The organism is Haladaptatus sp. QDMS2, from assembly GCF_029338295.1.
Taxonomy (GTDB): Archaea; Halobacteriota; Halobacteria; order Halobacteriales; family Halococcaceae; genus QDMS2.
The window spans coordinates 487,963-510,361 of the sequence record NZ_CP119791.1 but is presented as its reverse complement, the minus strand read 5'-3'; the positions used below and the strand labels follow the sequence as shown (position 1 = coordinate 510,361).

The following is a 22,399-nucleotide window of genomic DNA, read 5'->3' as shown; positions in this document are numbered from 1 at the left end:
TCACTGCCGGGGGAGTCGTGGGAACCAGCGCGGCGTCGACTCGACGTAGTGCTCGTAGTCGGTACCGAACTTCTTGCGCAAGTGGGGTTCCTCGTAGGCCACGATGAAGACGTGAAACAGCAACCAGACGACGATTCCATAGACGGCCAGTAACCCGGATTCGAAGAACAGCGCCTCGCCGAAGATGATGGAGAGGATACCCACGTACATCGGGTTGCGGACCAGTTGGTAGAGGCCGACGGAGACGAGTGAGGCGGGTTCGTCGATGGGCGCGGGCGTGCCACCAGCGACGGCAAAGAGGCCGACAGTGGTCGCGTAGATGCCGATACCGACGAGCAGGAGAGAGATACCGAGATACCGGAACGGGCCGAGCGCCAGCAGAAAGAGTGGGGGGAATCCGGTGAGGATGATGTACGGAACGAGCACGGCGACCGTCCCCGGCCCAACGAGCGTAAACAGTGCAGACCGGGCCAACGGATGCATACGACCCACTAGGCAAGGGTGGGATAAAATGCCTACTTATAGCTCTGATACAACAACGCGACGATGGCGATGGCGGCAAAGAGGTCAGAGAGATTGGTGAACGGTCCGAGAAGCGTTCCTAGTCCCGCTTGCGGGTAGCCGAGAAGGATGTGCACTGCCGGGTTCGCCGCGAGGGCGTAGAACAGGAGTGCGACCCTAAACAGGACGAGACTCCGAGTGAAGGAGTTCGGAAGCGCGCGGTAGATGGAGACGTACCCCTTCGCGAGGACGAACAACAGGACGACGTTGAACGTCGTGAGGAAGAGTTTGAGGCGCAAGACCGTCTCCAATCTCGGCCCGCCCCTGCGACGAGGAACATGCCCGCGACGAGAATCACGGTCAGTTTGTCGAGTCGTTGCATTGTCGTTTGCCTCTAGGGACACCAGACGCCCATCGACTTAATGTAGATATTCCGAGACTACTCCCGAAATGAGCCCGAGTTAGACCCAAATTGACCCCCAGTGTCGCCGGATTATCAGGGAATAGTCCAAAGTTCGAGTGCTGTGTAGTCGTGACCACTACGCCTCTGAATTTTGTCATAAAACCCGGGTGTGCGCGTGTTTACGACGCATAGTGTTCCATGTGGTCGAGGTAGGTGATTTCGGGTTTCCCGACCACGCCAGCGCGTTCCATCGTTTGGCGGAGGTCGTCGGATTCAGCGAACGACCGGGCGCCGTCTTCCGATTCGAAGTCCATCAGAATCGTGATGTCGTTCTGGTCTTCGCCGCTACAGAACAGTTCGTGTGACCGCTCTCCCGCCTGCTTTCGGGTTTCTGCGTGTTCGTCGAACACTTTCTTCCACGTCGGATAATCTTTCACCCGGTGGTGAATGAGCATGTGTGCCATGTTGGTGTCACCACAGGGAAGTACGTCGAACGAGGAGAAATACGGCGTTCGCCAAATGACAGACACTCGTGAAACGCGAACAGTCCACACCAGCCACAGGTATTTCTACGGGTTGGACCAAATTCAGATGTGACGCAACTCCGTGATTACTTGCCGGGGGTGGGCGAACCAATCGTCCGCCGACGGCTGGACGAAATCTTCAGCCGGCAGTTGCTCGGGGCGGTGCTGGTGGGTGCCGGGGCGGCGAAAATCGTAGAGAAAGTCATCAACATCGTCCTCGGGCCGAGCGACGTCCGCCAGCTGGTCGGCTGGACGGTGATGTTCTTCCTCGCGATTGCCCTCTTCGTCTGGTGGGAGCGGGTGGCTAAAGCCGCGAACTCTGCCGCGGAGCGCGTGGGCGACGCGACTGGCGTGACGGGGGACGAGCAAGTTGCAGAAGAGGCCTTCGACACTGCGGTACGAGCGGAGGAGACCGCGGCGGACGCCCTCGAAGTCGCCCAGGAATCGACGCTCGAAGCCGCGAAGGCGATTACGAAAGCGGACGAGGCAGCGGCGCGGGCGACGGAGCTCGAAGAGCTTGCGAACGCGGCCAATCAGAAGGCGGACGAGGCCGCAGTCGATGCCTCGGAAGCGAAACGGGCGGCGAAGAAGGCGATACGAGAGGCCGAGAAGGCAACGGAGGCGACAGATGAGTCGCCCGAAGCGTCCGACGCAGCAGAGAAGAACTGACGAGTACGGTCACCCGCAGGCATTTGACCCCGTGTGACGAACCCCCACGCATGCCCCGAACTGACGAGTTCGTCACTGTCGCCGACACCGAACTACACTACTCCGCGTGGGGAGACACGGACGACCCGCCCGTCGTCTGCGTCCACGGTCTCTCGCGGGTCGGCCGGGACTTCGACCCACTCGCACGACACCTCGAAGACGACTACTGGGTACTTTGTCCCGACATGCCCGGACGCGGCCTGAGCGAGTGGGCTGAAGAGGATACGACCTACGGCCCGGAATCAATGACCGAGATGCTGGTCGCCTTCTGCGAGGCGCTCGACATCGACACGATGCGCTGGGTCGGCACGTCGATGGGCGGCATCCTCGGCATCGCGCTCGCGGCCGGCCCGCTCGCAGAGCGCATCACCCACATGGTGGTGAACGACGTGAGTCCGGCCCCCGCCGAAGACGACGGCGCAGACGAAGGCCTCGACCGAATTATCGAGTACCTCACCAACCCGCCCTCTTTTGCGCGCTTTACCGAACTGGAAGCCTACTACCGAGAGACGTATGCGACGTACAGCGCGATGACCGACGCAGAGTGGCGGCGGTTCACCAAAACGTCGAGCAGACGGCTCGAAAACGGCGCGTTCACGCCTGCCTACGACCCGCGTATCGTCGAGCCGATGTTGACCGCGACACCGGAGGGCGACCCGTGGGACTTGTGGGACGCCATCGAAGCCGACCTGTTCATCCTCCGCGGAGAGACCTCTGACATTCTCGCGAAAGACACGTTCGAGGAGATGCAGGAACGAAAACCGGCGGCGGCGGCGCTCGAAATCGAGTGTGGGCACGCCCCGTCGCTGAACACGCCCGAACAGATTCGGCCGATTCGCCAGTTCTTCCGGGACTAATCAGCAGGCTGTGCAGTGGTGGATTTCGTCCCCGGGTGCAGGCTCCATCCCGTCGCCGCGATGGCGAACAGGACGAGCGGCGAGAGGAATCCGAAGAAGTAGTACGGCGCGTAGCCGGCGAGCCCGAAGCTTCCAGCGAGTGTCGGGACGCCCGTCGCCTCCGCCATGAACAGTGCACCGGCGTGCCACGGGATGAGCGCCCCCGTCGGCGTGCCGGCGGCTTCGATGGCGCGCGAGAGGTCGTCGCTGTCGAGGCCGTACTCGTCGTACACGTCGCGGAGGGTAAGCCCCGGGACCACGATGCTCATATACTGCTGGGAGGTGAGCAAGTTCGTCACGATGGCCGCCGCACCCGTCCCGGCGACGAGGCCGCCGACGCTCGCGACGCCCTTCGAGAGATGGTAGGCGAGCACCGCGAGGACGCCAATGCGTTCGAGCAGGCCGCCGAGCGAGAGGGCGGCGACGACGACAGTAATCGTCCACGCAGAGCCAGTTAGCCCGCCAGTGGCGAGCAGTCCGTTTACGAGTTCGCTGCCCGTCTCGGGCGCGGTCCCGTTCATGAACACCGTCCACGCACCCGTGAACGACGCGCCCTGCACGACGATGGTGGTGAACACGCCAGCGAGGACGCCGGCGATGAGCGTCGGAATCGCCGGATACCGCTTGAGAGCGAGGCCGAAGGTGACGAGTAGAGGCAGGACCACGAGCGGGCTGAGCGAGTAGGTACCGGCGAGCGCGCCCTGAATCTCTGCGACCTGACCGGCCGGAATTGAACCACTTCCCCGAAGTCCGAGAACCGCGTAGCCGACGAGCGCGAGCGAGAAGGCGACGAGCGTGCTGTTTCGCATCGCTCGGATGTGGTCGTAGAGGTTCGTGTTCGTGACGCCTGCGGCGAGGTTCGTCGTGTCAGAGAGCGGTGATTGCTTGTCACCGGCGTAGGCGCCGGATAGAATCGCGCCGACGGTCATCGGTGCGGGGACGCCGAGGCCGGACCCGATACCGACGAACGCGACGCCAAGCGTTCCGACCGTCGTCCACGACGAGCCGATGGAGAAGGCCACGACCCCGGCGAGGATGGCGGTGACCGGGAGGAAGATGACCGGCGTGAGCAGGTCGAGACCGAAGTACATCAGCGCAGGAATCGTCCCCGCGCTCACCCACGTCGCGATGACGGCGTAGATGATGAAGATGATGAACAGCGCCTGTTTGCCCATGAGCAGGCCGCGAGTCAGCCCCTCTGCGAGGGTGTCCCAGCGAAAACCGAGGTGGAAGCGCGCGAGCGCCCCGACGAAGATGATGCTCCAGAGCAATGGGACGTGCGGTGAAAGCTGTAACACCGCAGAACCGATGCCGAGGAAGACCAGCACGGCGAGCACTGGCAACAACGCAATCGCGAGCGACGGTCGCCGGTCGGGGTCGATATCATCGTACCCGAGCGGCGTGAACGACTGTGAACTCATCACCGGTCGTATGCAACTGGTGCATAAAACGCCTTTGGATTATTCGTATCGAGCATGTTTCGTGGTGGCACCTCTCACGAAACGCTGTCCTGTGCCCGCTCAACTTCTCGCGTGAATCGAACAGCGGTCGTGAATATCGTGCTAACAGTAAACACACTATTTCTCCCGGCTTATCGAAATTCTAGGTGCTATGGCAGTTCGTGAAATGCGCATAGACGAGGGCGCGATAGCGGCACTCGAGCTTGCGTTCCGCGGAGAACTCTTCGAGCCCGAGGACCCGGGGTACGACGAGGCGCGTGCAATTTGGAACGCGGCGATAGACAAGCGACCGGGGCTTATCGCTCAGTGTTCGGGAGTCGCAGACGTCATCGCGGCGGTCAACTTCGCCCGCGAGCATAACCTGCTGGTCTCGGTCAGAGGCGGCGGGCACAACATCGCCGGCACGGCTCTGTGTGACGATGGAGTGGTCATCGACCTCTCGCAGATGAAGGCAATTCGCGTCGACCCGGAGGCGAAGACCGCCCGGGTCGAGGCGGGAGCCACACTCGCCGACTTCGACCACGAGGCGCAGGCGTTCGGACTCGCGACACCGCTCGGCATCAACTCGACGACCGGCGTCGCGGGGCTGACGCTCGGCGGCGGGTTCGGGTGGTTGAGCCGGAAGTACGGGATGACGATCGATAACCTGCAGTCGGTCGATATAGTGACCTCCGCCGGGACGCTTCTGCACGTCAGTGAAACCGAACACCCCGACCTGTTCTGGGGGATTCGCGGGGGAAGTGGCAACTTCGGCATCGTCACCTCCTTCGAATACGATCTCCACGAAGTCGGTCCGGAGATCTTTGGCGGACCAATCGTATACGACACGGCGGACAGGACGACAGTCCTCCAGTTCGTCCGCGAGTTCAACCAGACCGCCCCCGACGAGCTTTCGACGTGGGTGGTCCTCAGAAAAGCGCCGCCGCTGCCGTTCCTCGCCGAGGAGGACGTCGGCAAAGACGTCCTCATCGTCATCCCCTTCTACGCCGGTGACCCGGCGGAAGGTGAGAAACTCGTTGCACCGCTTCGAGAGATAGCCACGCCACTCGGCGACGGCGTCGGACCGGTGCCGTACGAAGCCTTCCAACAGCTTGTCGACCCACTGCTTGAGCCCGGGCTTCGCAACTACTGGAAGTCGCACAACTTCGCCGACATGACCGACGAAGTCATCGACATCGCCATCCAGTACGCGGACAACCTGCCGTCGCCGATGTCGGAAATTTTCTTCGGCCACGTCGGCGGTGAGATGGCACGGGTGCCAGCGGAGGCAACGGCCTATCCACACCGGGATGCGACCTACATCATGAACGTCCACACCCGGTGGGACGACCCGGCTCTCGACGACACGTGCAAGGCGTGGGCGAGGGAGTACTACGACGCCCAATCACCGAACGCCCAGGAGGGCGTCTACGTGAACTTCATCAGCGAGGATTCGGGCGAAGAGCGACTCGCCTACGGCGCGAACTACGAGCGACTCTCCGAGTTAAAGCAGGCCTACGACCCGCACAACCTGTTCCGGGTGAACCAGAACGTGAAGCCGACGGCCTGACCGGCAGGCTGCGGATTCTTCGGACAACACCGTTTTTGCGGCTGGGTGCGGAATTGTGGGTGATGAGCAAGGTTCGTCCCGCCGAATTGGCCGCGCGGCTGGAACGCGGTGAGCAGCTGTTCGTCCTCGACATTCGGCCCGAGTCGAACTTTCACGCCGGACACATCGACGGCAGTCAAAACATTCCCGTCTACGACGACCTGCGCAGGGGGAACACGGCCACACTCGAAGACCGATTGGGTGCGATTCCGGCGGACAGAGACGTGGTCACCGTGTGCAAAGCTGGTATCGTCGCGAAACGAGCGACGAAGGTCCTCGAAGCCGAGGGATACGAGGCGAAGACACTCGAAGGCGGCTGGCGAGGATGGCGTGGCTACCAGTCGAACTCGCTCGGGTATCGTCTGAAATCAGCCGTGAACAAGTTGCTCCCCTGACGGAGAGTTCGGTGTCCCTGTTCGAGACGTAGACTTTTCGCCCGCGACATCCTCTGTCTAGCAGGGATGGGGAATGGCAATCAAGACCCGGAGTCCGCCACGCGTTGGCGGCATCACAGTTCCTGAATCGCTCCTCGCAACGACGTTTCTCGCTACCACGGCTGCGGGGATTGCGAGAGCCAGTTTCGCCGACGGCGAGTGGACAGTCACGCTCCCGCTCTCGCACGTGGACGTGCGCTGTCTCGCCGTGGACCCGACAACGCCCGCCATCAGCTACGCCGGAACACAGGGCGAGGGCGTGTTCCAATCGGTCGATGGCGGGGTGACCTGGGACGACCTGGGTCTCGCGGGCAGGGTCGTGAAATCGCTGGCCGTGAGTCCCCACGACTCCGCGACAATCTACGCAGGAGTGAAACCCGCGGGCATGTTCAAGTCGGTCGATGGCGGCCTAACGTGGACCGAGTTGACGGGGTTCAACTCGATTCCCGGGAAGCGCCTCTGGTTCTCGCCCGCCGAATTGCCGCTTTCACCCTACGTGCAGGCGATTGCGCTCTCGCCGACCGACCCGGACCTCGTCGTGGCGGGTATCGAATTCGGTGCCGTCGTCCGGAGTACGGATGGCGGTGAGACGTGGTCGGGCCACTGCGAGGGGGCGATACGCGACTGCCACACCCTTACGTTCCACACGACCGACGGAACGAGGCTCTACGAGGGTGGGGCGGGCCTGCGTGGACGTGGCGGCGCGACGAGTCAGGACGGCGGGGCGACGTGGATTGCCCCCACACACGGCCTCGACCGGTCGTACGGCTGGGCCGTCGCAGCGGACCCCGAAGACCCGGACACGTGGTATCTGTCGGCCTCTACGGGAGCGTTCGCCGCCCACCGCGAAGGACGGGCGAGAGCCTACATCTATCGCTGGCGCGGTGACGGGCCGTGGGTGCGACTTGGCGGCGGATTGCCCCGGCCGTTCGCCGCGATGCCGTACGCCCTCTGTACGCTCCCCGGCGAACCGGGACTCGTCGTCGCTGGAGCGGCAGACGGGAAGGTGTGGTTCTCCGCCGATTACGGCGACTCGTGGGACAGCCTACCCTTCTCGCTCGGATCGATAGAGCGGTCGCTCGTGCTGGCGCGGTGACTCACTCGCGAGAGTCGTACTGCTGGTAGATAACGTTCCCACACGCCTTGCAGTGGGAGGCGTCTCTGTCGTGGTAGGCCAGTCAGCAGTTCCGGCAGACGACGTTCACCTGGTCTCTGTGCGCCCACTCTTTGACGATGCGGCCCGCCTGCCACGGGATGAGGATAATGCCGACGACGATGGCAGAAACCGTCACCCAGCGCCCGGCGCGGGTGACGGGCGTGATGTCGCCGAACCCAACCGTCGTGAGCGTGACGACGACGAAGTAGAACGCGTCGCCGAAGTTGTTTACCGTCGGGTTCGTCGCCTGTTCGAAACTGTAGAACAGTCCGGCGGCGACGAAAAAGAGCGTCAGAACGGTGAGACCGGGTTTCATCGCTCGGAGGGCGGAGTCGGAGACGGTTCCGAAGAAGAACTCCTCGTCTTTGGTAAAACGGTAGAAGCGAAGCACGCGAATCACTCGCAGCGCCCGCAGGTAGCCGATGTTGAGGACGGTGGATTCGACCGAGGGCACGACGAACAACAGGAGCGTCGGCAGAATCGCGAGCAAGTCGACCACGGTGTACGGGTCGGTGACTTCCGCGAGCCGGTCGCGAGCGCCGTAGATACGAAGCAGATACTCGGCGAAGAACACGAGCGCGATAGCGACTTCGAGCTGAAAGAGGATGGGCAGGTAAGGAGTCGCCCAGGCGTAGGTTTCGACGATAAACAATGCGATGAAGGCGAAGATGAGCGCGAGCAGCGCAATGTCGATGGTCTTCCCGACGGGCGTCCGGTGGTCGCGCAGGTAGAAGCGTACCACCTCTCTGGAGGTGCGTCCATCGATCCCGGCGTGACCGGTCATTGTACGCTGTATTTACTCGACGGATAAATAGCATATCCCTGACGGAGACCACCAGGGCGAAAGCCGAGAGAAAAGGGTGGTGACGTGGCGAAGAAAGGCCACGTCACCGGGGATGGCACACAGGAATCGCCAACCGAGAGGATTACTCCTCTACGATAAACTGTCCGGCTATCTCCACCACCTCGTCCATAGTCATCGGTTCGTCGACGGCCATCGGGAACGGGTTCGACACGTTGAGTTCGTTCAGGAAACTCGCGTGGCGGGCCTCGACGCTGTGAATGCCCGCGGCGGCCGCGAACACGTCGTCGTTCGAGACGGAGGTCGCCGCGCCAGCGTAGGCTGCGACGCCGGTGTTTTCGAGTGCCTTCCCCACCGCGAGGAACTCGGAGGCCGTCTCGTAGCCGAAGTCGTAGGTCGCCTCCTCGACTGGTGTCCCACCGAGTTGTTCTACGGTGTCAGCGATTGCCGTCACGTGGGCCGCCTCGTGGTCGCCAATGGCTGCGAGACGGTCGGGGACGGTCATGCGGAGGTGCTCGTCGTAGTCGGAGAGAACGTCGGCGTTGCGGAGTTCGTCGGCGCTGAAGGTCTCCAGCCCCTCGCGGTAGAACACGGCTTCCAGGTGTTCTAAGGTGAGCGCGTAGTTCAGAATGTCCACGTCGCTCGTGCCGTCGTCTTCCTTGCGCTGTGGCGTCGCCATCGAGTCGTGGCGCTCCAGTGCGGCGCTGTCGTTCGGGTTCTCCGTGACGAACTGGCTGGCGATTTCGAGCACTTCCTCCATCGTCTGGGCCTCGTCTACCGCCTTCGGGAACGGGGACGAGGAGTTCACGAGGTTGAGGAAACTCGCGTGACGCGCTTCGACGCTGTGGATGCCAAGCGCGGCGGTCAGCACGTCGTTGTTGACGATGGACGGGGCCGCGCCGGCGTAAGCGGCGACGCCGGTGTTTTCGAGTGCCTTCCCCACCGCGAGGAACTCGGAAGGCGTCTCGTAGCCGAAGTCGTAGTCGGCTTCTTCGACGGGCGTCCCGCCGAGCTGTTCGATGGTGTCACCGAGCGCGGAGACGTGGGCCGCCTCGTGCTCGCCGGCGGCTTTCAGGTACTCGGGAACCTGCATGCGGACGGTTTCGCTGAACTTGCTCAGCGCGTCGGCCTGCATGAGTTCGTCGGTAGAGAACTCGGCCAATCCGTCGCGGTAGAACGCGTTCTCCAAGTGTTCGAGCGTAAGCGCGTAGTTCAGGATGGCCACGTCCGGGTTCTCGTCCATCGACCCGTCTTCGGTAGTTTGCATTCCACCTTCGGTGGTCGTCGTGGTGCCGTCTTCGGTCGTGGTCATGCCGTCGCCGCCGGAGGTGCCGCCGGTACAGCCGGCGAGGGCCACGCCGCCGATACTCGCGATGATTCCGAGGACGGTTCTACGCGAGCGAAGCCCGCGACGGCCAGGTGTCGTATCAGTGTTGCTCATGATGCGGTACCTGTTTCGAGCGCAAATCGACACAAGAGCGTTTGCCGAACTGCGACAGCAGTGGCGCATCAGTCTCACCCAAATTCGTTCGAAATTGGCCGCTATCCGCGTCGCTGGCTGGTCGATTCGACGAAAACGAGAAAAACTGCCTTCAGTAGACGGCGTCGAGAATCTCGCTGTCTAAGTCCTCGAACTGCGTCAGGTGGGCGAGGCGCTCGCCGCGGAGGTCGATTTGCTGCTGGTCGAAGTCCTCGACGTGGTCCGGGACGTAGAACTCGGTGATGTCGATGCCGGGGACGTTCGCCGGAATAGTGAGGCCGGTTTGCTCGTCTTCCTGCCAATCGACGGTTCCGCGAGCGATTTCGCGGAGAATGGTGACGGATTCGGTGACGCCGATGTCCTTTGCCTTCGCGCCGAGGTGGCCGGTGTTGAGGACGTAGCATTCGACGCCGAGGTCGGAGACGAGGTCGCGGAAGCGATTGCCCTCCTCGCCTTTCGAACCCATGATGAACGGGTTGGTGCCAACGACGCGGATGGATTCACCGGCGGCGGATGGGTCGCCCGCACTCGTCTGGATGGATTCGCCGAGCATGAACGCGACGGCGGCCTCTTCGGGCGTGAGTTTGGCGACTGGCGGCATCACGGGGTTGCGCGTGATGAAGAACACCTGGTCTACCTCGTCCAAGTCGATGTCTTCGTCTGCGGAGGCGAGCTGGTCGCGGACGATGATGGCCCGGCCGTTACTCGTGTGGAGGTCGGAGTCGAAATCGACGGTGCCGTCTTCGGCGACGTCCACGTTTTCGAGGACGGCCGATTCGTGAGTCACAGCGTCGTACATCGTCGGCTGTTCCTCGCGGTCTAAGCCGATGGTCTTCACGTAGAGGCCGTTTCCTTCGCTGCCCGCGATGGTGCCGTCCGGAAGGAGGGCACACACGTCGTCCTGGAGCATTGAGGCTTCCTCGTCACCGTCCAGCCAGAGGCCGTGGGCGGTGAGCGTGGATTTGCCCGTCGCAGAGAGTCCGAGGAACGCCTGCCCGACGTTCTTCAGGTCGCCGTCTGCGTCTTTGAGGGTGACGCGCTTGCTGCCGGCGTGGAGGCCGAGGCCGCCTGCTTGCTTCGCGTAGTACATGTGCAGGCGGAGGAAGGACTTCTTCGCCTCGCCGGTGTAATCGCTGCCGAGGACTGCTGTGAGTCCCTCGTCTGGAAGGATGCGGACCGCGATTTCGTCCCACTCTGGAATCTGGACGGTGACGAAGTCGGGTTCTGCGTCGTCAGTAACGGGTTCGAACAGTTTCGCCCACGCGAGCCCGATGCGGGCGAACTCCTTCTGGACGAACAGTCGGCAGCGGTAGGAGTGGTCTTCGTGGCGACCCATCTGGCGGTCGACGCAAATCATCTCTTCTGCTGCGGCGTACTCGAACGCGGACTCGAGGTAGGCGTAATCCTTGTCGTCGAAGTCAGAATCGACTGCGTTCTTGGTCTTGTCCGCGTTGCGCGAACGTTCTTCGCTCACGTAGGATGGCGACCCGAACTCAGTCGTCGTCTCGTGTCCGCGAGCGAGTTCGCGGAGTTCCTCGAGAGAGGGATTGTAGATGACGTTGTCTGCTGTTTGCGGATTCGGGAGCGCTGTTTTGAGCGACTGGACTGTTGTAGCCAGGTCAGTCATTGTGTTCACTAACGGGGAGTGGGGGGTATAACTATACAACATTCACGGCCGATTTCTCGCGGTAGAGAGTGTGTAACACCCGTTGGCGAGTTTTTCGAGTGTTGTCACGCGCGACACAGAAGGTGGGTGAACAACCGTCGAAACGCCTACAATCCGCTGCCGTTGCTGGACGTTCGTTTGTGGTTCGACGGAGATAATTCGAAGACAAATTGCACTCAGATTCGAGTCTATATTTTCGCCATGGTGCGGGACTAATGTTTGTAAAGCAACTAATTCGTTGGTTTCCGAACTCCCATTATATGTCCCGCCGAATCGTCCCCGTCCTCCTCGCCGTCCTGACCGTCCTCGCCGGGGCAGTGGGAACCCCTCATCCTCGGCCGACCGTGTCGTCGTGAGCGACGAAACCATCGCCGTCGAGTGAGGAATCGACATCCCGTAGCGTTTTATTCTGGGTTGTCCTGTGTCCACGCATGCCAAGCGATGAATCTCGCGTCGTGGTCGTCGGGGCGGGCGTTTCCGGCCTCGCAATCGCCCGGGAGCTGGCCCCGGACCACGACGTGTTGGTGTTCGACAAAGGTGGCGTTGCAGCCGATACGTCCTCGCGGGCGTCTGGGATGATTTCTCTCTCGCTCGAACCGTTCCCCGAGGAATGGGCATCGTTCGCCCTCTCGCAGTTTCGGGAGTTAGACGGTCAGGGCATCTTCTCGTTCACCGAACAGAAAACCGTCCGCCTCGTCCCCGAAGAAGACGCGGCGCGATACACCGAACAGGCCCCGACGGGCGGTAAATTCCTCCCCAAGGACGAGCTCCTGGCACGCTACCCTGACGCCTTCGGGGACCTCTCCGCCTACGGCGGGGCGCTCGCCTACGAGGGAACCGGCTACCTCGACGCCCTCGACTACACGATGACGCTCAAGTGGGCCGCAGAGCAGGCCGGTGCCGCCGTGTTCCGCGACCACGCGGTGACCGACCTGCGGGTCGAAGACGGCCGCGTCGTCGGCGTCGAAACCGAGTACGGCCCCGTGGACGCAGCCCACGTCGTCTACGCAACCGGCTGGAAGACGCGCGACCTGCTCGCTGAGTACGTCGAACTCCCGGTCAGACCGCTTCGCTGGAACGCCGTCGTCGTCGAACCAGACACGCCGTTGCCGGCGGACGCACCGCTCGGGTCCGAACCCACAATGCGCGTCTACTGGCGGCCCACACCCCGCGGCGACGTGCTCATCGGCGGGAACGAGCACCTCCTCTCTGACCCCGAGGAAACGCCGATGGGCGTCGAGGAATCGTTTCGTGACCTCGTGATGGAGCGCGTCGCGCCGCTGCTCGCGGGGGTCGAAGCGGGCGACATCCGACGGGAAGACTGCTGTCCGACTGCCGATTGTGCTTCGCCGGATGGACTTCCAATCATCGACGCGCCCGACGAGGTCCCGGAGGGTCTCGTGTTCGTCACTGGCCTGCACGGCAGAGGGGTCATGCTCTCGCCGGTGACCGGTCGTGCAGTACGGAGTCTCGTGACGGGTGAGGATGCCCCGTTCCCGATGGAACAGTTCAGACTCGGTCGGTTCGACGACCGGACCGCGGATTTCGAGTATCTGAGCCACTGGGACTGAGAACCGACGGGTCGGTTCACTGTGGTATTTTGACGGGTTATCGACCCCGATACAAACAGACTGCACCTGCAAGCAGGAGAGTGAGAGGGGATGAGCAGAAAAGAGGAAAGACCGGGGTGGGATGCAGTCACGCCGGTCCACTATGATGAATACAGGAATCGAGATCGAGTTCTGGGTCGTCGACGACGACGGACGACTTTGTAACGGCCACGATCTCACTGACGCGCATGACAAGGTGGAACCCGAGTTCGTCGGGCCACTGATCGAGGTGCGGACAGACCCGCACGAAACAGCGACTGCACTCCGACGAGATTTACAGGACACGCTTCGGAAAACGATTCAGTACGCGGACACGCTCGAAAAGCAACTCGTCCCACTCGGGACGCCGCTCACCGACGCAACGGTGCCGGCCAAGAAGGGGCGCGGGCATCTCTTCGAGGACATCTACGAAGACGGCGTCAAGAGCGCGAAAAACTGCGCCGGCACGCACGTTCACTTCGAGAAGGGGAACGTCTGTCGGCAACTCAACCTGCTTACGGCGCTCGACCCCGCACTCGCGCTCGTGAGTTCCTCGCCGTACTACTGCGGCGAGCGAGAGGTGGACTCTTCGCGGGCCGCTGCTTACCGCAAGAAGTGCGGATCGGACTTCGAACGCTACTGCGACCTGCGCGGGTACGCAGACAACGTCGAGGCCTGGAACGAGCAGACCGAGGATGCCTACGAGGCGTTCAAAACCCTCGCTGCAGAGCGCGGTGTGGCAGAGGAAGACGTCTGTGAACACTTCAGCGCAGAGAACACCGTGTTGAACCCGGTCCGTCTGCGTCACGAACAGCCGACCGTCGAGTGGCGGGCACCCGACTCGACGCTGCCGAGCCAGGCGGTTCAATTGGCCATGGACGTGCGCGACGTCGTCACCCAGACGGAGACGAAGCCACTCGAAATTGGCACGACGGGCGTCCAGTTCGACCGCATCGGCGTCCCCACGTTCGAACAGTTGCAGTCCGTCAGCCAGCAGGCGATTCGGTGGGGGCTCGATTCGGGGATGGTGTGCAACTACCTGGAAGCGATGGGCTTCGACCCGTCGGCCTACGAGCCGATTTCCCAGGAATTGCGCGGGCCGGGCACGCTTAAAGAGTCAGAAGCGCGAACGATTCGCCGTCAGTACGCAGACCGGCTCCGGGCAGACGTAGAACTGCTGGCGACCCCTGCACCACCCCGTGCGGGCGGCGACGGCAACTTGATGGCCGGGCACACGCGGCAAGTCGCGGACGCAGACAGTAACGTCTGACTCGCGACCTATTCTTCGTCTTCGTCGACGTGCCCGATGACGAGCGCGTCTTCGACGAGTGCTTTCATGCCCCTGCGGAGGCGCTCTGAAAGCGCCTGGTGAGACACGTCGAATTTTTCGGCGAGGTCTTCTAACGAACTGTCGCGTGGAACCTCGAAGTAGCCGTGTTCAACGGCGGTGATGAGCGTCTCGTACTGGCTCTTCGTGAGACCGAACCGGCCGGCGGGTTCCTCGTCGAGTTCGCGGATGGATTCGATTTCGAAGGTGACGCCCACGTCTTCGGCGAAGTCGTAGTTGTCTGAAAATCGCTCGCGGTCGGGGTACATCACCCGAAGGGTCCAGCGGTCGTTGCGGCCGTAAGCGTCGAGAATCGTCGCTTTCGAACTGGTGAGCATATCGAGGAGCAAGATTACCTGGTCCACCCACTCCATGCGATAGAGGTACTCGTCGCCGAGGTCGGCGAGCAGTGAGACCGAATTGACCGTCTCGTCTTCCTCCAACAGTTGCTCGAAGTCCTCACGGTCTGTCCCTCGAACCCAGACGAGTGGCATGACGGCGTCTTCCCCGCTTTTCACCACGCGTTCGATGTCGAACTCCACATCCGGATAGGAACACAGGACGTGGTTCAGGGCGAATTCATCTGCGGGGATGGACCCGCGTACGATGACGGTCATATCCCCTTTGATTCGCTCAATGCGTTTATGCGTAACTGCTCACCTGCCACCGAAAATGACTGACACCCGTGACGACTCGTTTCGAGGGCGACCTGTCACTTCGCGTGCACCCTTTAATGTCGCGGTGCGCGTAGGAGAGGGCAATGGCCACCCGCACCGCCCGCCTGCCCGCGTTACCCCCAAAGCCGGAACTGGCCGTGTTCGCCTCGGGGATGACCAGTATGGGACTGGAAATCCTCGCCGGCCGGATGATTGCCCCACAGTACGGAAGCAGCATTTTCACCTGGGGGAGTATCATCGGCGTCTTTCTCGCGGCGCTCAGTCTCGGCTACTACCGCGGCGGCCGCCTCGCGGCAAAACGCGCCTCGACCAGACGCCTCGTCCGTCTCCTGCTCGGCACCGCGTTGTACGTCGCCGTCCTGATTTTCGCCGGCGAGGTACTGTTGCGTGCAGCAGGGGCGTTTCCACTCCCCAGCCGATTCGCGTCGCTGCCCGCCGTGGTTCTCCTGTTCGGGCCGCCGACCTACCTGCTCGGGTTCGTGAGCCCCTACGCCGCCGAACTCTCTGAGACGGAGAGCACGGGTGCGGCCTCTGGCCGCGTCTACGCGGTCGGGACGGTCGGCAGCATCGTCGGGGCGTTCGGGACGACGTTCATCCTCATTCCTGAGTTGAGTATCGACCAGATTGGTCTCGTTCTCGGCCTCATCGCCGTCGGCGCGGCCGTCCTCGTCGCCCGCCCCGACATCACGACCGACCAGGCACTCGGGAGCGCGGCGGTGACGCTCTTACTCGTCGCCGCTGTCGGCAGCGGCGCAGCCGGGGTCAGCATCGAGGGACGCATCGTCTACGAGACGCAAACCCCCTACCAGGAACTCCAGGTCATCGACCTCGGCGGCACGCGCACGCTGTACCTCGACGGCCAGCGACACAGCGCGATGGACCTCGACAATCCCTCTCGACACGTGTTCACCTACACGCGCTATTTTCACCTTCCGCTGCTCATGACTGACGACGTAGACCGCGTGCTGTTCATCGGCGGCGGTGGATTCACCGGACCGAAACGGTTCGTCGAGGACTACGACGTGACCGTGGACGTGGTGGAAATCGACCCCGAGGTCATCTCGGTGGCAAAAGAGTACTTCGCGGTCGAAGAATCGGACCGCCTTCGCATCCACAACATGGACGGCCGTCAGTTCCTCCAGCAGACGGACGAAACGTACGACCTCATCATCCTCGACGCCTACAAGATGGACAAAGTTCCCTTCCAGTTGACCACCGAGGAGTTCATGCGACTGGCCGAAAGCCGGCTCTCAGATGACGGTGTGCTCTTTGCGAACATCATCTCCGCGCCACAGGGAGCGGCCTCGCAGTTCTACCGCGCCGAGTACAAGACGATGGCGCAGGTGTTTCCGCAGGTGTACAGTTTTCCAACGGTAGACGCCACGGTCATCCAGAACATCGAGGTGGTGGCCACGAAGAACGCGACGGTGCTCACCCAGGAGGAGTTGCTCGCCCGGAACGCAAACCGTGACATCGGTATCGACCTCAGCAGCGAACTCCGGACCTATCGCAACAGCGAAAACGTCGAGAACGTGCCCGTGCTGCGCGACGACCGCGCACCGGTCGACGACCTGCTCGACCCGCTTATCGGCCAGCGATACGTGGTCCAGGAGGCCGACAATCGCACGACAGTCGCGCCAGCTGCACTCGCCGGGTGAGCACGGACCAGTGTGGCAGACCTGATAGTCACACGGGTCAGACCGCCAGTTGTCGGTGAAAAATCGGAGAAACTGGCAGTTTCACCGAATACTCTGTGATTGCTGAGCGAGTAAGCGAAGAATTCACGTGAAAGCGCCGTATCCGGTCGAATTCAATCCGGCTGACTGTCTGTGCGCGCCGAGTTGTCAGTCGTGAAATACCGCTACTCTGACTGATTTTTCGGCGCGAGAGAGGCCGGTTTCCCGCGAAAGCGGCGATTCATAACAAAGCCACGAAACTGCCACTATATTGCTGGCATGTTGCAAAACCTATCGAGCAGTACTCGCCGTACTGCTCGCGCTCACCGTCATTGGGAGCGTCGCCACCATTGGCGGGGCGTTCGCCCAGGAAGAGCCGACAGCGGGAGACGAAATCCCGACACAGGAACGAACTTACCTTCGCGTGATTCACGCCTCGCCCGACGCGCCGAGCGTTGACGTCTACGTAGAGAACGAGAGCGTTCTCGAGAACGTGTCCTTCTCGACCGTAAGCGATTATCTGACGCTCGCCGCGGGGTCGTACAACGTGACGATTACCGCAGCCGGTGACCGCGAAGCGGAGGTGTTCAACGGAACGCTCACCCTTGACGCACGGAGCATCAACACGGTCATCGCGACCGGTGAGGTGAGTGCGCTCGGAACGAACGAGAGCACGGCCTTCGCCCCGAAGGTGTTCGAAGACGACGCCTACACGCCCGCCGAAAACGAGTCGGCGCTGAGCGTCATCCACCTGTCGCCCGACGCGCCAGCCGTGGACGTGACGACGACGGTCAATAACACGACCATCGTCCTCGCTGACAACGTGAGCTTTGGCAACGGGACGGAGTACCTGACCGTGCCTGCCGGCAACTACACTGTGGACATCCGGGCCGCATCCGACGATAACAACGGCACCGTGGTCACCTCTGTCGACGTGACCCTCGAAAGCGGCGTCGCCTACTCCGCGCTCGCCGTTGGGTACCTCGACCCCGATTCGGCAACCGGTGACGCACCGTTCGAGGTCCTCCTCATCGAGGACGCCACCGTGACGGTCGTCCTCCCCGGTGAAGAGCCGTCTGACGACGACGGAGAAGTGCCTGAAGATCCCGACTCGCCTGCGAGTTAGGTGAACCTCGAACTCGATTTTTTGGTCGCGACAGGTGAGCGCTAGCGCCGCCTAACCTCTGCTGATTACGACCCGCCGTGTTTTCGGAACCAGACGGTCTTTCCGATGGGTGAGTCGTCTTCTGCGAGGTCGAGACGACTGAAAAACAGGTCGCGGACCGCGAGCGTGACCCAGAGGTCGTGGGTCGTCCCCGACTCGTCTGCGACGGTGACGACGCAGTGGTCGTCGCGCGTTTCGAGTTGTTCGATGGTGCCGGGAGTGAATCTCGCTGCGTCGTGGGCGGGTCGTTTCGCGTGAATCCGGTCGTGGTTCACGTCGTGCGGTACGCGTTCGAGCGAGAAGGCGTCTCGGGGTTACAGGCCGCCGGCCGAGATGCCGAACAGTGCCACCGCGATGATGGCGAACAACATGCCGACGCCCTTCTTGATGGCGCCCGTATCGAGGCTGGAAGCGACGTACGGGGCAATCTGTCCGCCAGTCACCGTCGCCGGAACCGTCCAGACGACCATGTTCCACGGTGTAGAGGCGAGGTCCATCTCGTGACCACCGACGAGGCCGCCGCCGAAGACGTGGACGAGCGAGGCGAGCACCGCCGTGAGTGCGACGACGATGTGGTTCGTCCCGATGGCGACCTTGACGGGCACGTTCGACCGAAGCATCGAGATGATGCCCAGTTCGCCGATGCCGAACCCAGCGAGTCCCTGGAACACGCCGCCGACGCTGTAGTTTGCGAAGCGTTCGCCGTATCCCGAACGGGAGTAGCGGTAGGCGTTCCCGTCCTTGTCGACGCGCGTGACGGTGCCGTTATTTACGTCGACGCCCGCCGGGCCGAGTTTGTCGTCGTCGTCGGGGAGCGACTGGCCGCCGTCGGTGACCGCGGGGTCAGCACCACTGTCCGTGCTCTCTGAATCCTCGTGGCCCAAGTCGGCTTTGAACAGGAGCGCCGACGCGGCGATAAGCGCGAGGCCGAGCAGGAACTGGAAGATTGGCTCGGGGATGACGAACGACAAGAGCGCCCCACCGATGACGAACGGAATCGAGCCACCGACCAGCGTGAGGGCTAATCGGCGGTCGACGAGGCCGTACTGGATGAACGCGATGGCCGAACTCGACAGGCCGAACGACTCGCTGATGAGCCCGATTTTCACGATAGTCTCGGGTTCCAGGTTGAACGCGAACACCGGAAACAGGAAGATGAGAAACGGCACGAACATGGCGGAACCACTGATGCCGACGGTGTTGACGATGGTCGCTCCGAGCAGGAAGAAGGGGAACAACCACCAGTATTCGAGCCAGTAGGCACTGTCAGTCCCCGTCGGCGTCGGAGCGGCAAAGAATACCCCGAGAACGAACAGAACCGGCGCGGCGAAAACGAATACGTGCTGGTACTTGAGGAATGTCCGTTGGATTCGACTTGCAGGTGAAGCCGCGGTCATTTGGTGTGCTCGGGTGGCAGTGGTTCGTCCCTAAAAGAATTTTTCATCGAGAAGTGGCAGATTTCGCCGTCTGACGGGTTGAACCGGCAACATTCGAATAAACAATTATTGAGAACCGAGCGGAGTATGCACGCTACCGGGGACGGGTTGACGCGGTGTCCACGCTGGCGGGGCGAGTGCTCACGCTATGAGTATGTAATAAACTGAAAATTCGCGTCGTCGCCTGTGGGCGACTATGCGGAAAAGTTAGTTGACGCGGGTGACGTTCTTCGCGCGAGGGCCTTTCGGGGCCTGTTCGATGTCGAACTCGATCTCGGTGCCTTCCGTGAGGTCCTCGCCGCCAACGTCTTCCATGTGGAAGAATACGTCGTCGTCAGATTCGTCAGTCGCGATGAAACCGTAGCCGCCAGTGTCGTTGAAGAAATCAACTTTACCGTTTACCATTGCATCTACACAAAATTGGAGTGTACGGATAAGGGTTGTGCATTCGTCCGCAAAAATTCGATTTTTCCGCGCAAATGAATTTCAATTCCACAGATTCTCACCCATTTGTTTTTGAAAGACAGGTTCTACGTGGCAAGAGCGACTGAATAGTCACATCAACCGGGTGGTTCTGTCGTATCCCAAATTTCCAGTATAGTGATAGTATTCGAACCGGTCCGTGGCGAAACCAGCGATGACACCGTTGCCGTCACGCGTCTGTGGTTACAGACACGTCCTTGCCAGCCCGGGCGGCGTGCCCGTAATTGAGGCCGGCGACGAATACGCTCCCTCCGAGGACATTGCCGAGCGTCGTCCAGAAGAGTACGGTGCCGTACTGCACAGCGGTTACCCCGGTTCCGAGGAACATCGCGGAGAGGAGTTCGGTCGTCCCAAGCAGCGCGTGATGGAACGGCCCGAACCCGATGGTCGTGGTGACGACGAGAACGATAACAATCCGGCTGATGGTGTCTCGACTCGCGGCGACGAGCCACGTCACGAGGCCCATGAGCCACCCGGCGACAACGCCACTCAGGAGGACGGTCCACCACGGAAGGCCGAGCAGCGAATCGGCGATGCTGGCGAACGCCGCAGGCGTGACGATGCCGAGCGACGGGCCGAGCACGGCGATGAGCGCCGCGAAGAGTCCACATCCAACGAGGTTCGCGACGTACACGACGCCCCACAGGTGCCCGAGGTCCGCAAGCGACGACCGACCGTCGAGGACGGGCAACACGGCGAGCGTCGTGTGGGCGGTGAACAGTTCGGTCTGCCCGAGGATGACGAAGAGAAAGCCAACCGCCGATGCGCCCGCGAGCAGGAGATGTTTGACCAGCGGGGAGGGAAACGACGGCGAGAACGTCAATACCATGCCCATGAACAGCGCCCCGAAACTGACGTTGAGTCCGGCGGCGAGTCCCGAGAGGAACAATCCCTCACTCGGCCGACTCAATTCCTTTAGCGCGTTCTCCATCTCGCGGTCGAGGACGTTTTCGTACGACAGCGACGCCCCCGATGGCTCTCCCTCCCCATCAGTACTCATGACTGAATGGCCATTCTGGAGCCAGGTGTAAGAGCCTACGGGCCCCGCCGGCTGTCCGGTCCGAGCGCCTGAACGCTTCGTAAATGGTGGCCGCCCGCTTCGGACCACTCCCTCGACCGCTCTGAGCGCCGCCGAGGCTCTGTTCATCGAGAGTCACAAACACGGGAGGCACGCTGCATCACCAGAGTACGGGCGTGAGACGCATCACACCGCGGACGGCGGCGAGAGGCGCAATACCCTCACCAGTCGGGAACCGTCGATTTGCGCTCAAAGCGCCGGTCATGGCAGACATTGCGTCGGTGTTGGACGCGGGCTTGGCGGATGTGCAGGTTGAAGTCATGGAAGGGACGGCGCATGTGCCGCCGCTCGAGAAGCCGGAGGAGTTCAATGCGTTGTTGCGGTCGTTTTTAAAACGATTTTCTCTGTAGTGAGAGGGCAATGCCATAAAAAATCTTGTGCAGGGATACAGACAGATTGGTAGCGGAGCAACTGCCCGCATCGTCAGTCGATATCGACCGACAGGCGGCGAACTTCTTGTTCGAGCAGGTCGGCACACTCCAGTCGTCGATTCCGGGCTGCCTCGGCTGTGATCGTCGGCCCGTCGTCGACGTGCTCGGTGAGAGGGTCGTACGCCGCGATATCGAATCCCATCCGTTCGAGGTAGCCACGGACCTCCTCTGAGCCGAGGCCGTCCTTGATGGCGGCGTCGACGTACTCGAGGACGGCGTCGAACGACGGGAGGACAACCTCCTCCCCGGTCCACCGGCCGGTCTCGCCCTCGATACGCACCTCGCCGTCGCGGACGGTGGCGGTCACGTCGGCCAACCGGTCGGCCAGCTGAATGACATGGCCCGGTAGTGCCGCGTCCGGTGAGCGCCATTCGACGGTACCGAACCGCTTGCGGAACTGAACCGGTGTCCAGATGGCGCTCTCTGGGTCGAAATTCGCCTCAACGGTCGCCCGGTCGACACCCGCGTCCAGCGTGGCGGCGACGAACTCCTCGTAGCGACGCTCCAGACGGCGCGTCCACTCTCGCTTGTCGTCGATATACGACCACAGCAGTCCCTGATGTGGCATGCTGTCGTACGCTTCTCGTCGGTACATTTTCGAACGCGCGCCCGTCGCCAGCCATTCTCCCCTGTAGTATGGCGAAGAGTTGACCAGCGCCAGCGCTGGATCGAGCGCGACGAACGCATTCATCTGGTCGACCTCGTGCCCGGGTTGCTGATCTACGTGTATGTGCGTCCCGGCACAGTGGCGGACATATTCGAAGTCCCCGCCCACCACCTCGTTTTGAATTCGCGTGCGTTCGCTGGGTATCTCGGTGACCTCCGCGTCAGACAACGGCGTCGCCGTCCGCTCACGCTCCCAACATTCTTCTAAATCCGCCGCAAACGACTCACTGAGCAGGTCTGCGAGCATCTTTGG

At 62.1% G+C, this 22,399-nt stretch carries 21 protein-coding genes and 3 pseudogenes; 10 read left to right on the top strand and 14 right to left on the bottom strand.

The features are described 5' to 3' along the window. The 3 genes from P1M51_RS02650 to P1M51_RS02640 all read right to left on the bottom strand — a co-directional run bounded on the left by P1M51_RS02650 (position 1) and on the right by P1M51_RS02640 (position 1,368). Positions 1–483, bottom strand: a complete 483-nt coding sequence (locus P1M51_RS02650; RefSeq protein WP_276246645.1) for an isoprenylcysteine carboxylmethyltransferase family protein — start codon at positions 481–483, stop codon at positions 1–3. 32 nt (positions 484–515) lie between these two features. After that, entirely contained in the window at positions 516–800 is a 285-nt protein-coding gene (locus P1M51_RS02645) for a hypothetical protein (RefSeq protein ID WP_276246644.1), read from the bottom strand. Positions 801–1,083: 283 nt separating this feature from the next. Beyond that, positions 1,084–1,368, bottom strand: a complete 285-nt coding sequence (locus P1M51_RS02640; protein ID WP_276246643.1) for a hypothetical protein — start codon at positions 1,366–1,368, stop codon at positions 1,084–1,086. Positions 1,369–1,497: 129 nt separating this feature from the next. On the opposite strand from P1M51_RS02640, the gene P1M51_RS02635 reads away from it, so the two are divergent. Then, entirely contained in the window at positions 1,498–2,097 is a 600-nt protein-coding gene (locus P1M51_RS02635) for a hypothetical protein (protein WP_276246642.1), read from the top strand. A gap of 50 nt (positions 2,098–2,147) precedes the next feature. Beyond that, positions 2,148–2,993 carry an alpha/beta fold hydrolase gene (locus P1M51_RS02630; protein WP_276246641.1) on the top strand — a complete coding sequence of 282 codons (846 nt, stop codon included), beginning with the start codon at positions 2,148–2,150 and terminating at the stop codon, positions 2,991–2,993. Here P1M51_RS02630 and P1M51_RS02625 read toward each other — a convergent pair. Then, complete coding sequence (locus P1M51_RS02625; RefSeq protein ID WP_276246640.1) at positions 2,990–4,453, bottom strand: Na+/H+ antiporter NhaC family protein; 1,464 nt, start codon at positions 4,451–4,453, stop codon at positions 2,990–2,992. The two genes, P1M51_RS02630 and P1M51_RS02625, sit on opposite strands and share 4 nt — an antisense overlap. A gap of 190 nt (positions 4,454–4,643) precedes the next feature. On the opposite strand from P1M51_RS02625, the gene P1M51_RS02620 reads away from it, so the two are divergent. The 3 genes from P1M51_RS02620 (at position 4,644) to P1M51_RS02610 (ending at position 7,610) form a co-directional block, all read left to right on the top strand. Beyond that, on the top strand, positions 4,644–6,041 hold the full coding sequence (locus P1M51_RS02620; protein ID WP_276246639.1) for an FAD-binding oxidoreductase: 1,398 nt from the start codon (positions 4,644–4,646) through the stop codon (positions 6,039–6,041). 62 nt (positions 6,042–6,103) lie between these two features. Then, positions 6,104–6,475 (top strand): rhodanese-like domain-containing protein, encoded by a 372-nt coding sequence (locus tag P1M51_RS02615; protein ID WP_276246638.1) that lies wholly within the window; start codon positions 6,104–6,106, stop codon positions 6,473–6,475. Positions 6,476–6,548: 73 nt separating this feature from the next. Beyond that, entirely contained in the window at positions 6,549–7,610 is a 1,062-nt protein-coding gene (locus P1M51_RS02610) for a hypothetical protein (RefSeq protein ID WP_276246637.1), read from the top strand. A gap of 1 nt (position 7,611) precedes the next feature. Here the strand turns inward: P1M51_RS02610 and P1M51_RS02605 are convergent. The 3 genes and pseudogenes from P1M51_RS02605 to P1M51_RS02595 form a co-directional block, all read right to left on the bottom strand. Next, positions 7,612–8,454 (bottom strand): annotated as a pseudogene (locus P1M51_RS02605) (ion transporter). A 142-nt stretch (positions 8,455–8,596) separates the two neighbouring features. Beyond that, positions 8,597–9,913 (bottom strand): ferritin-like domain-containing protein, encoded by a 1,317-nt coding sequence (locus tag P1M51_RS02600; RefSeq protein WP_276246635.1) that lies wholly within the window; start codon positions 9,911–9,913, stop codon positions 8,597–8,599. Between the two features lie 151 nt (positions 9,914–10,064). After that, positions 10,065–11,579: a phosphoenolpyruvate carboxykinase (ATP) gene (locus P1M51_RS02595; RefSeq protein WP_276246634.1), complete on the bottom strand. Its 1,515-nt coding sequence runs from the start codon at positions 11,577–11,579 to the stop codon at positions 10,065–10,067. A gap of 470 nt (positions 11,580–12,049) precedes the next feature. Here P1M51_RS02595 and P1M51_RS02590 point away from each other — a divergent pair, with 470 nt between their 5' ends. Together P1M51_RS02590 and P1M51_RS02585 are read left to right on the top strand one after the other, a co-directional pair. Next, on the top strand, positions 12,050–13,189 hold the full coding sequence (locus P1M51_RS02590) for an FAD-binding oxidoreductase (RefSeq protein WP_276246633.1): 1,140 nt from the start codon (positions 12,050–12,052) through the stop codon (positions 13,187–13,189). Between the two features lie 142 nt (positions 13,190–13,331). Continuing rightward, on the top strand, positions 13,332–14,477 hold the full coding sequence (locus tag P1M51_RS02585) for a glutamate-cysteine ligase family protein (protein WP_276274809.1): 1,146 nt from the start codon (positions 13,332–13,334) through the stop codon (positions 14,475–14,477). An 8-nt stretch (positions 14,478–14,485) separates the two neighbouring features. On the opposite strand, the gene P1M51_RS02580 is transcribed toward P1M51_RS02585, so the two are convergent. Continuing rightward, the gene (locus P1M51_RS02580; protein WP_276246631.1) at positions 14,486–15,151 is read right to left on the bottom strand and encodes a helix-turn-helix domain-containing protein; all 666 of its coding nucleotides are present in this window, start codon (positions 15,149–15,151) and stop codon (positions 14,486–14,488) included. A 143-nt stretch (positions 15,152–15,294) separates the two neighbouring features. On the opposite strand from P1M51_RS02580, the gene P1M51_RS02575 reads away from it, so the two are divergent. Together P1M51_RS02575 and P1M51_RS02570 are read left to right on the top strand one after the other, a co-directional pair. Continuing rightward, positions 15,295–16,869 (top strand): spermidine synthase, encoded by a 1,575-nt coding sequence (locus tag P1M51_RS02575; RefSeq protein ID WP_276246630.1) that lies wholly within the window; start codon positions 15,295–15,297, stop codon positions 16,867–16,869. Between the two features lie 289 nt (positions 16,870–17,158). Next, entirely contained in the window at positions 17,159–18,013 is an 855-nt protein-coding gene (locus P1M51_RS02570; protein WP_276246629.1) for a DUF4397 domain-containing protein, read from the top strand. Between the two features lie 65 nt (positions 18,014–18,078). On the opposite strand, the gene P1M51_RS02565 is transcribed toward P1M51_RS02570, so the two are convergent. From P1M51_RS02565 to P1M51_RS02550, 4 genes are all read right to left on the bottom strand, one after another. Then, on the bottom strand, positions 18,079–18,327 hold the full coding sequence (locus P1M51_RS02565; protein ID WP_276246628.1) for a hypothetical protein: 249 nt from the start codon (positions 18,325–18,327) through the stop codon (positions 18,079–18,081). A gap of 39 nt (positions 18,328–18,366) precedes the next feature. Beyond that, positions 18,367–19,449: a sulfite exporter TauE/SafE family protein gene (locus P1M51_RS02560; RefSeq protein ID WP_276246627.1), complete on the bottom strand. Its 1,083-nt coding sequence runs from the start codon at positions 19,447–19,449 to the stop codon at positions 18,367–18,369. 246 nt (positions 19,450–19,695) lie between these two features. Further along, positions 19,696–19,893, bottom strand: a complete 198-nt coding sequence (locus tag P1M51_RS02555; RefSeq protein WP_276246626.1) for a cold-shock protein — start codon at positions 19,891–19,893, stop codon at positions 19,696–19,698. 247 nt (positions 19,894–20,140) lie between these two features. Then, a complete protein-coding gene (locus tag P1M51_RS02550) occupies positions 20,141–20,971 on the bottom strand; it encodes a formate/nitrite transporter family protein (protein ID WP_276246625.1) in 831 nt (276 codons plus the stop codon). A gap of 281 nt (positions 20,972–21,252) precedes the next feature. Between P1M51_RS02550 and P1M51_RS02545 the strand changes: the two genes are divergently transcribed. Further along, a complete protein-coding gene (locus P1M51_RS02545) occupies positions 21,253–21,399 on the top strand; it encodes an alpha/beta fold hydrolase (protein ID WP_276246624.1) in 147 nt (48 codons plus the stop codon). 73 nt (positions 21,400–21,472) lie between these two features. Here the strand turns inward: P1M51_RS02545 and P1M51_RS20090 are convergent. Both P1M51_RS20090 and P1M51_RS02540 read right to left on the bottom strand, forming a co-directional pair. Next, positions 21,473–22,324, bottom strand: a pseudogene (locus tag P1M51_RS20090) (glutamate--cysteine ligase); the annotation flags it as partial. Then, positions 22,313–22,393: pseudogene (locus P1M51_RS02540) on the bottom strand (IS6 family transposase); the annotation flags it as partial. The pseudogenes P1M51_RS02540 and P1M51_RS20090, both read right to left, overlap by 12 nt. Positions 22,394–22,399: the final 6 nt, after the last annotated feature.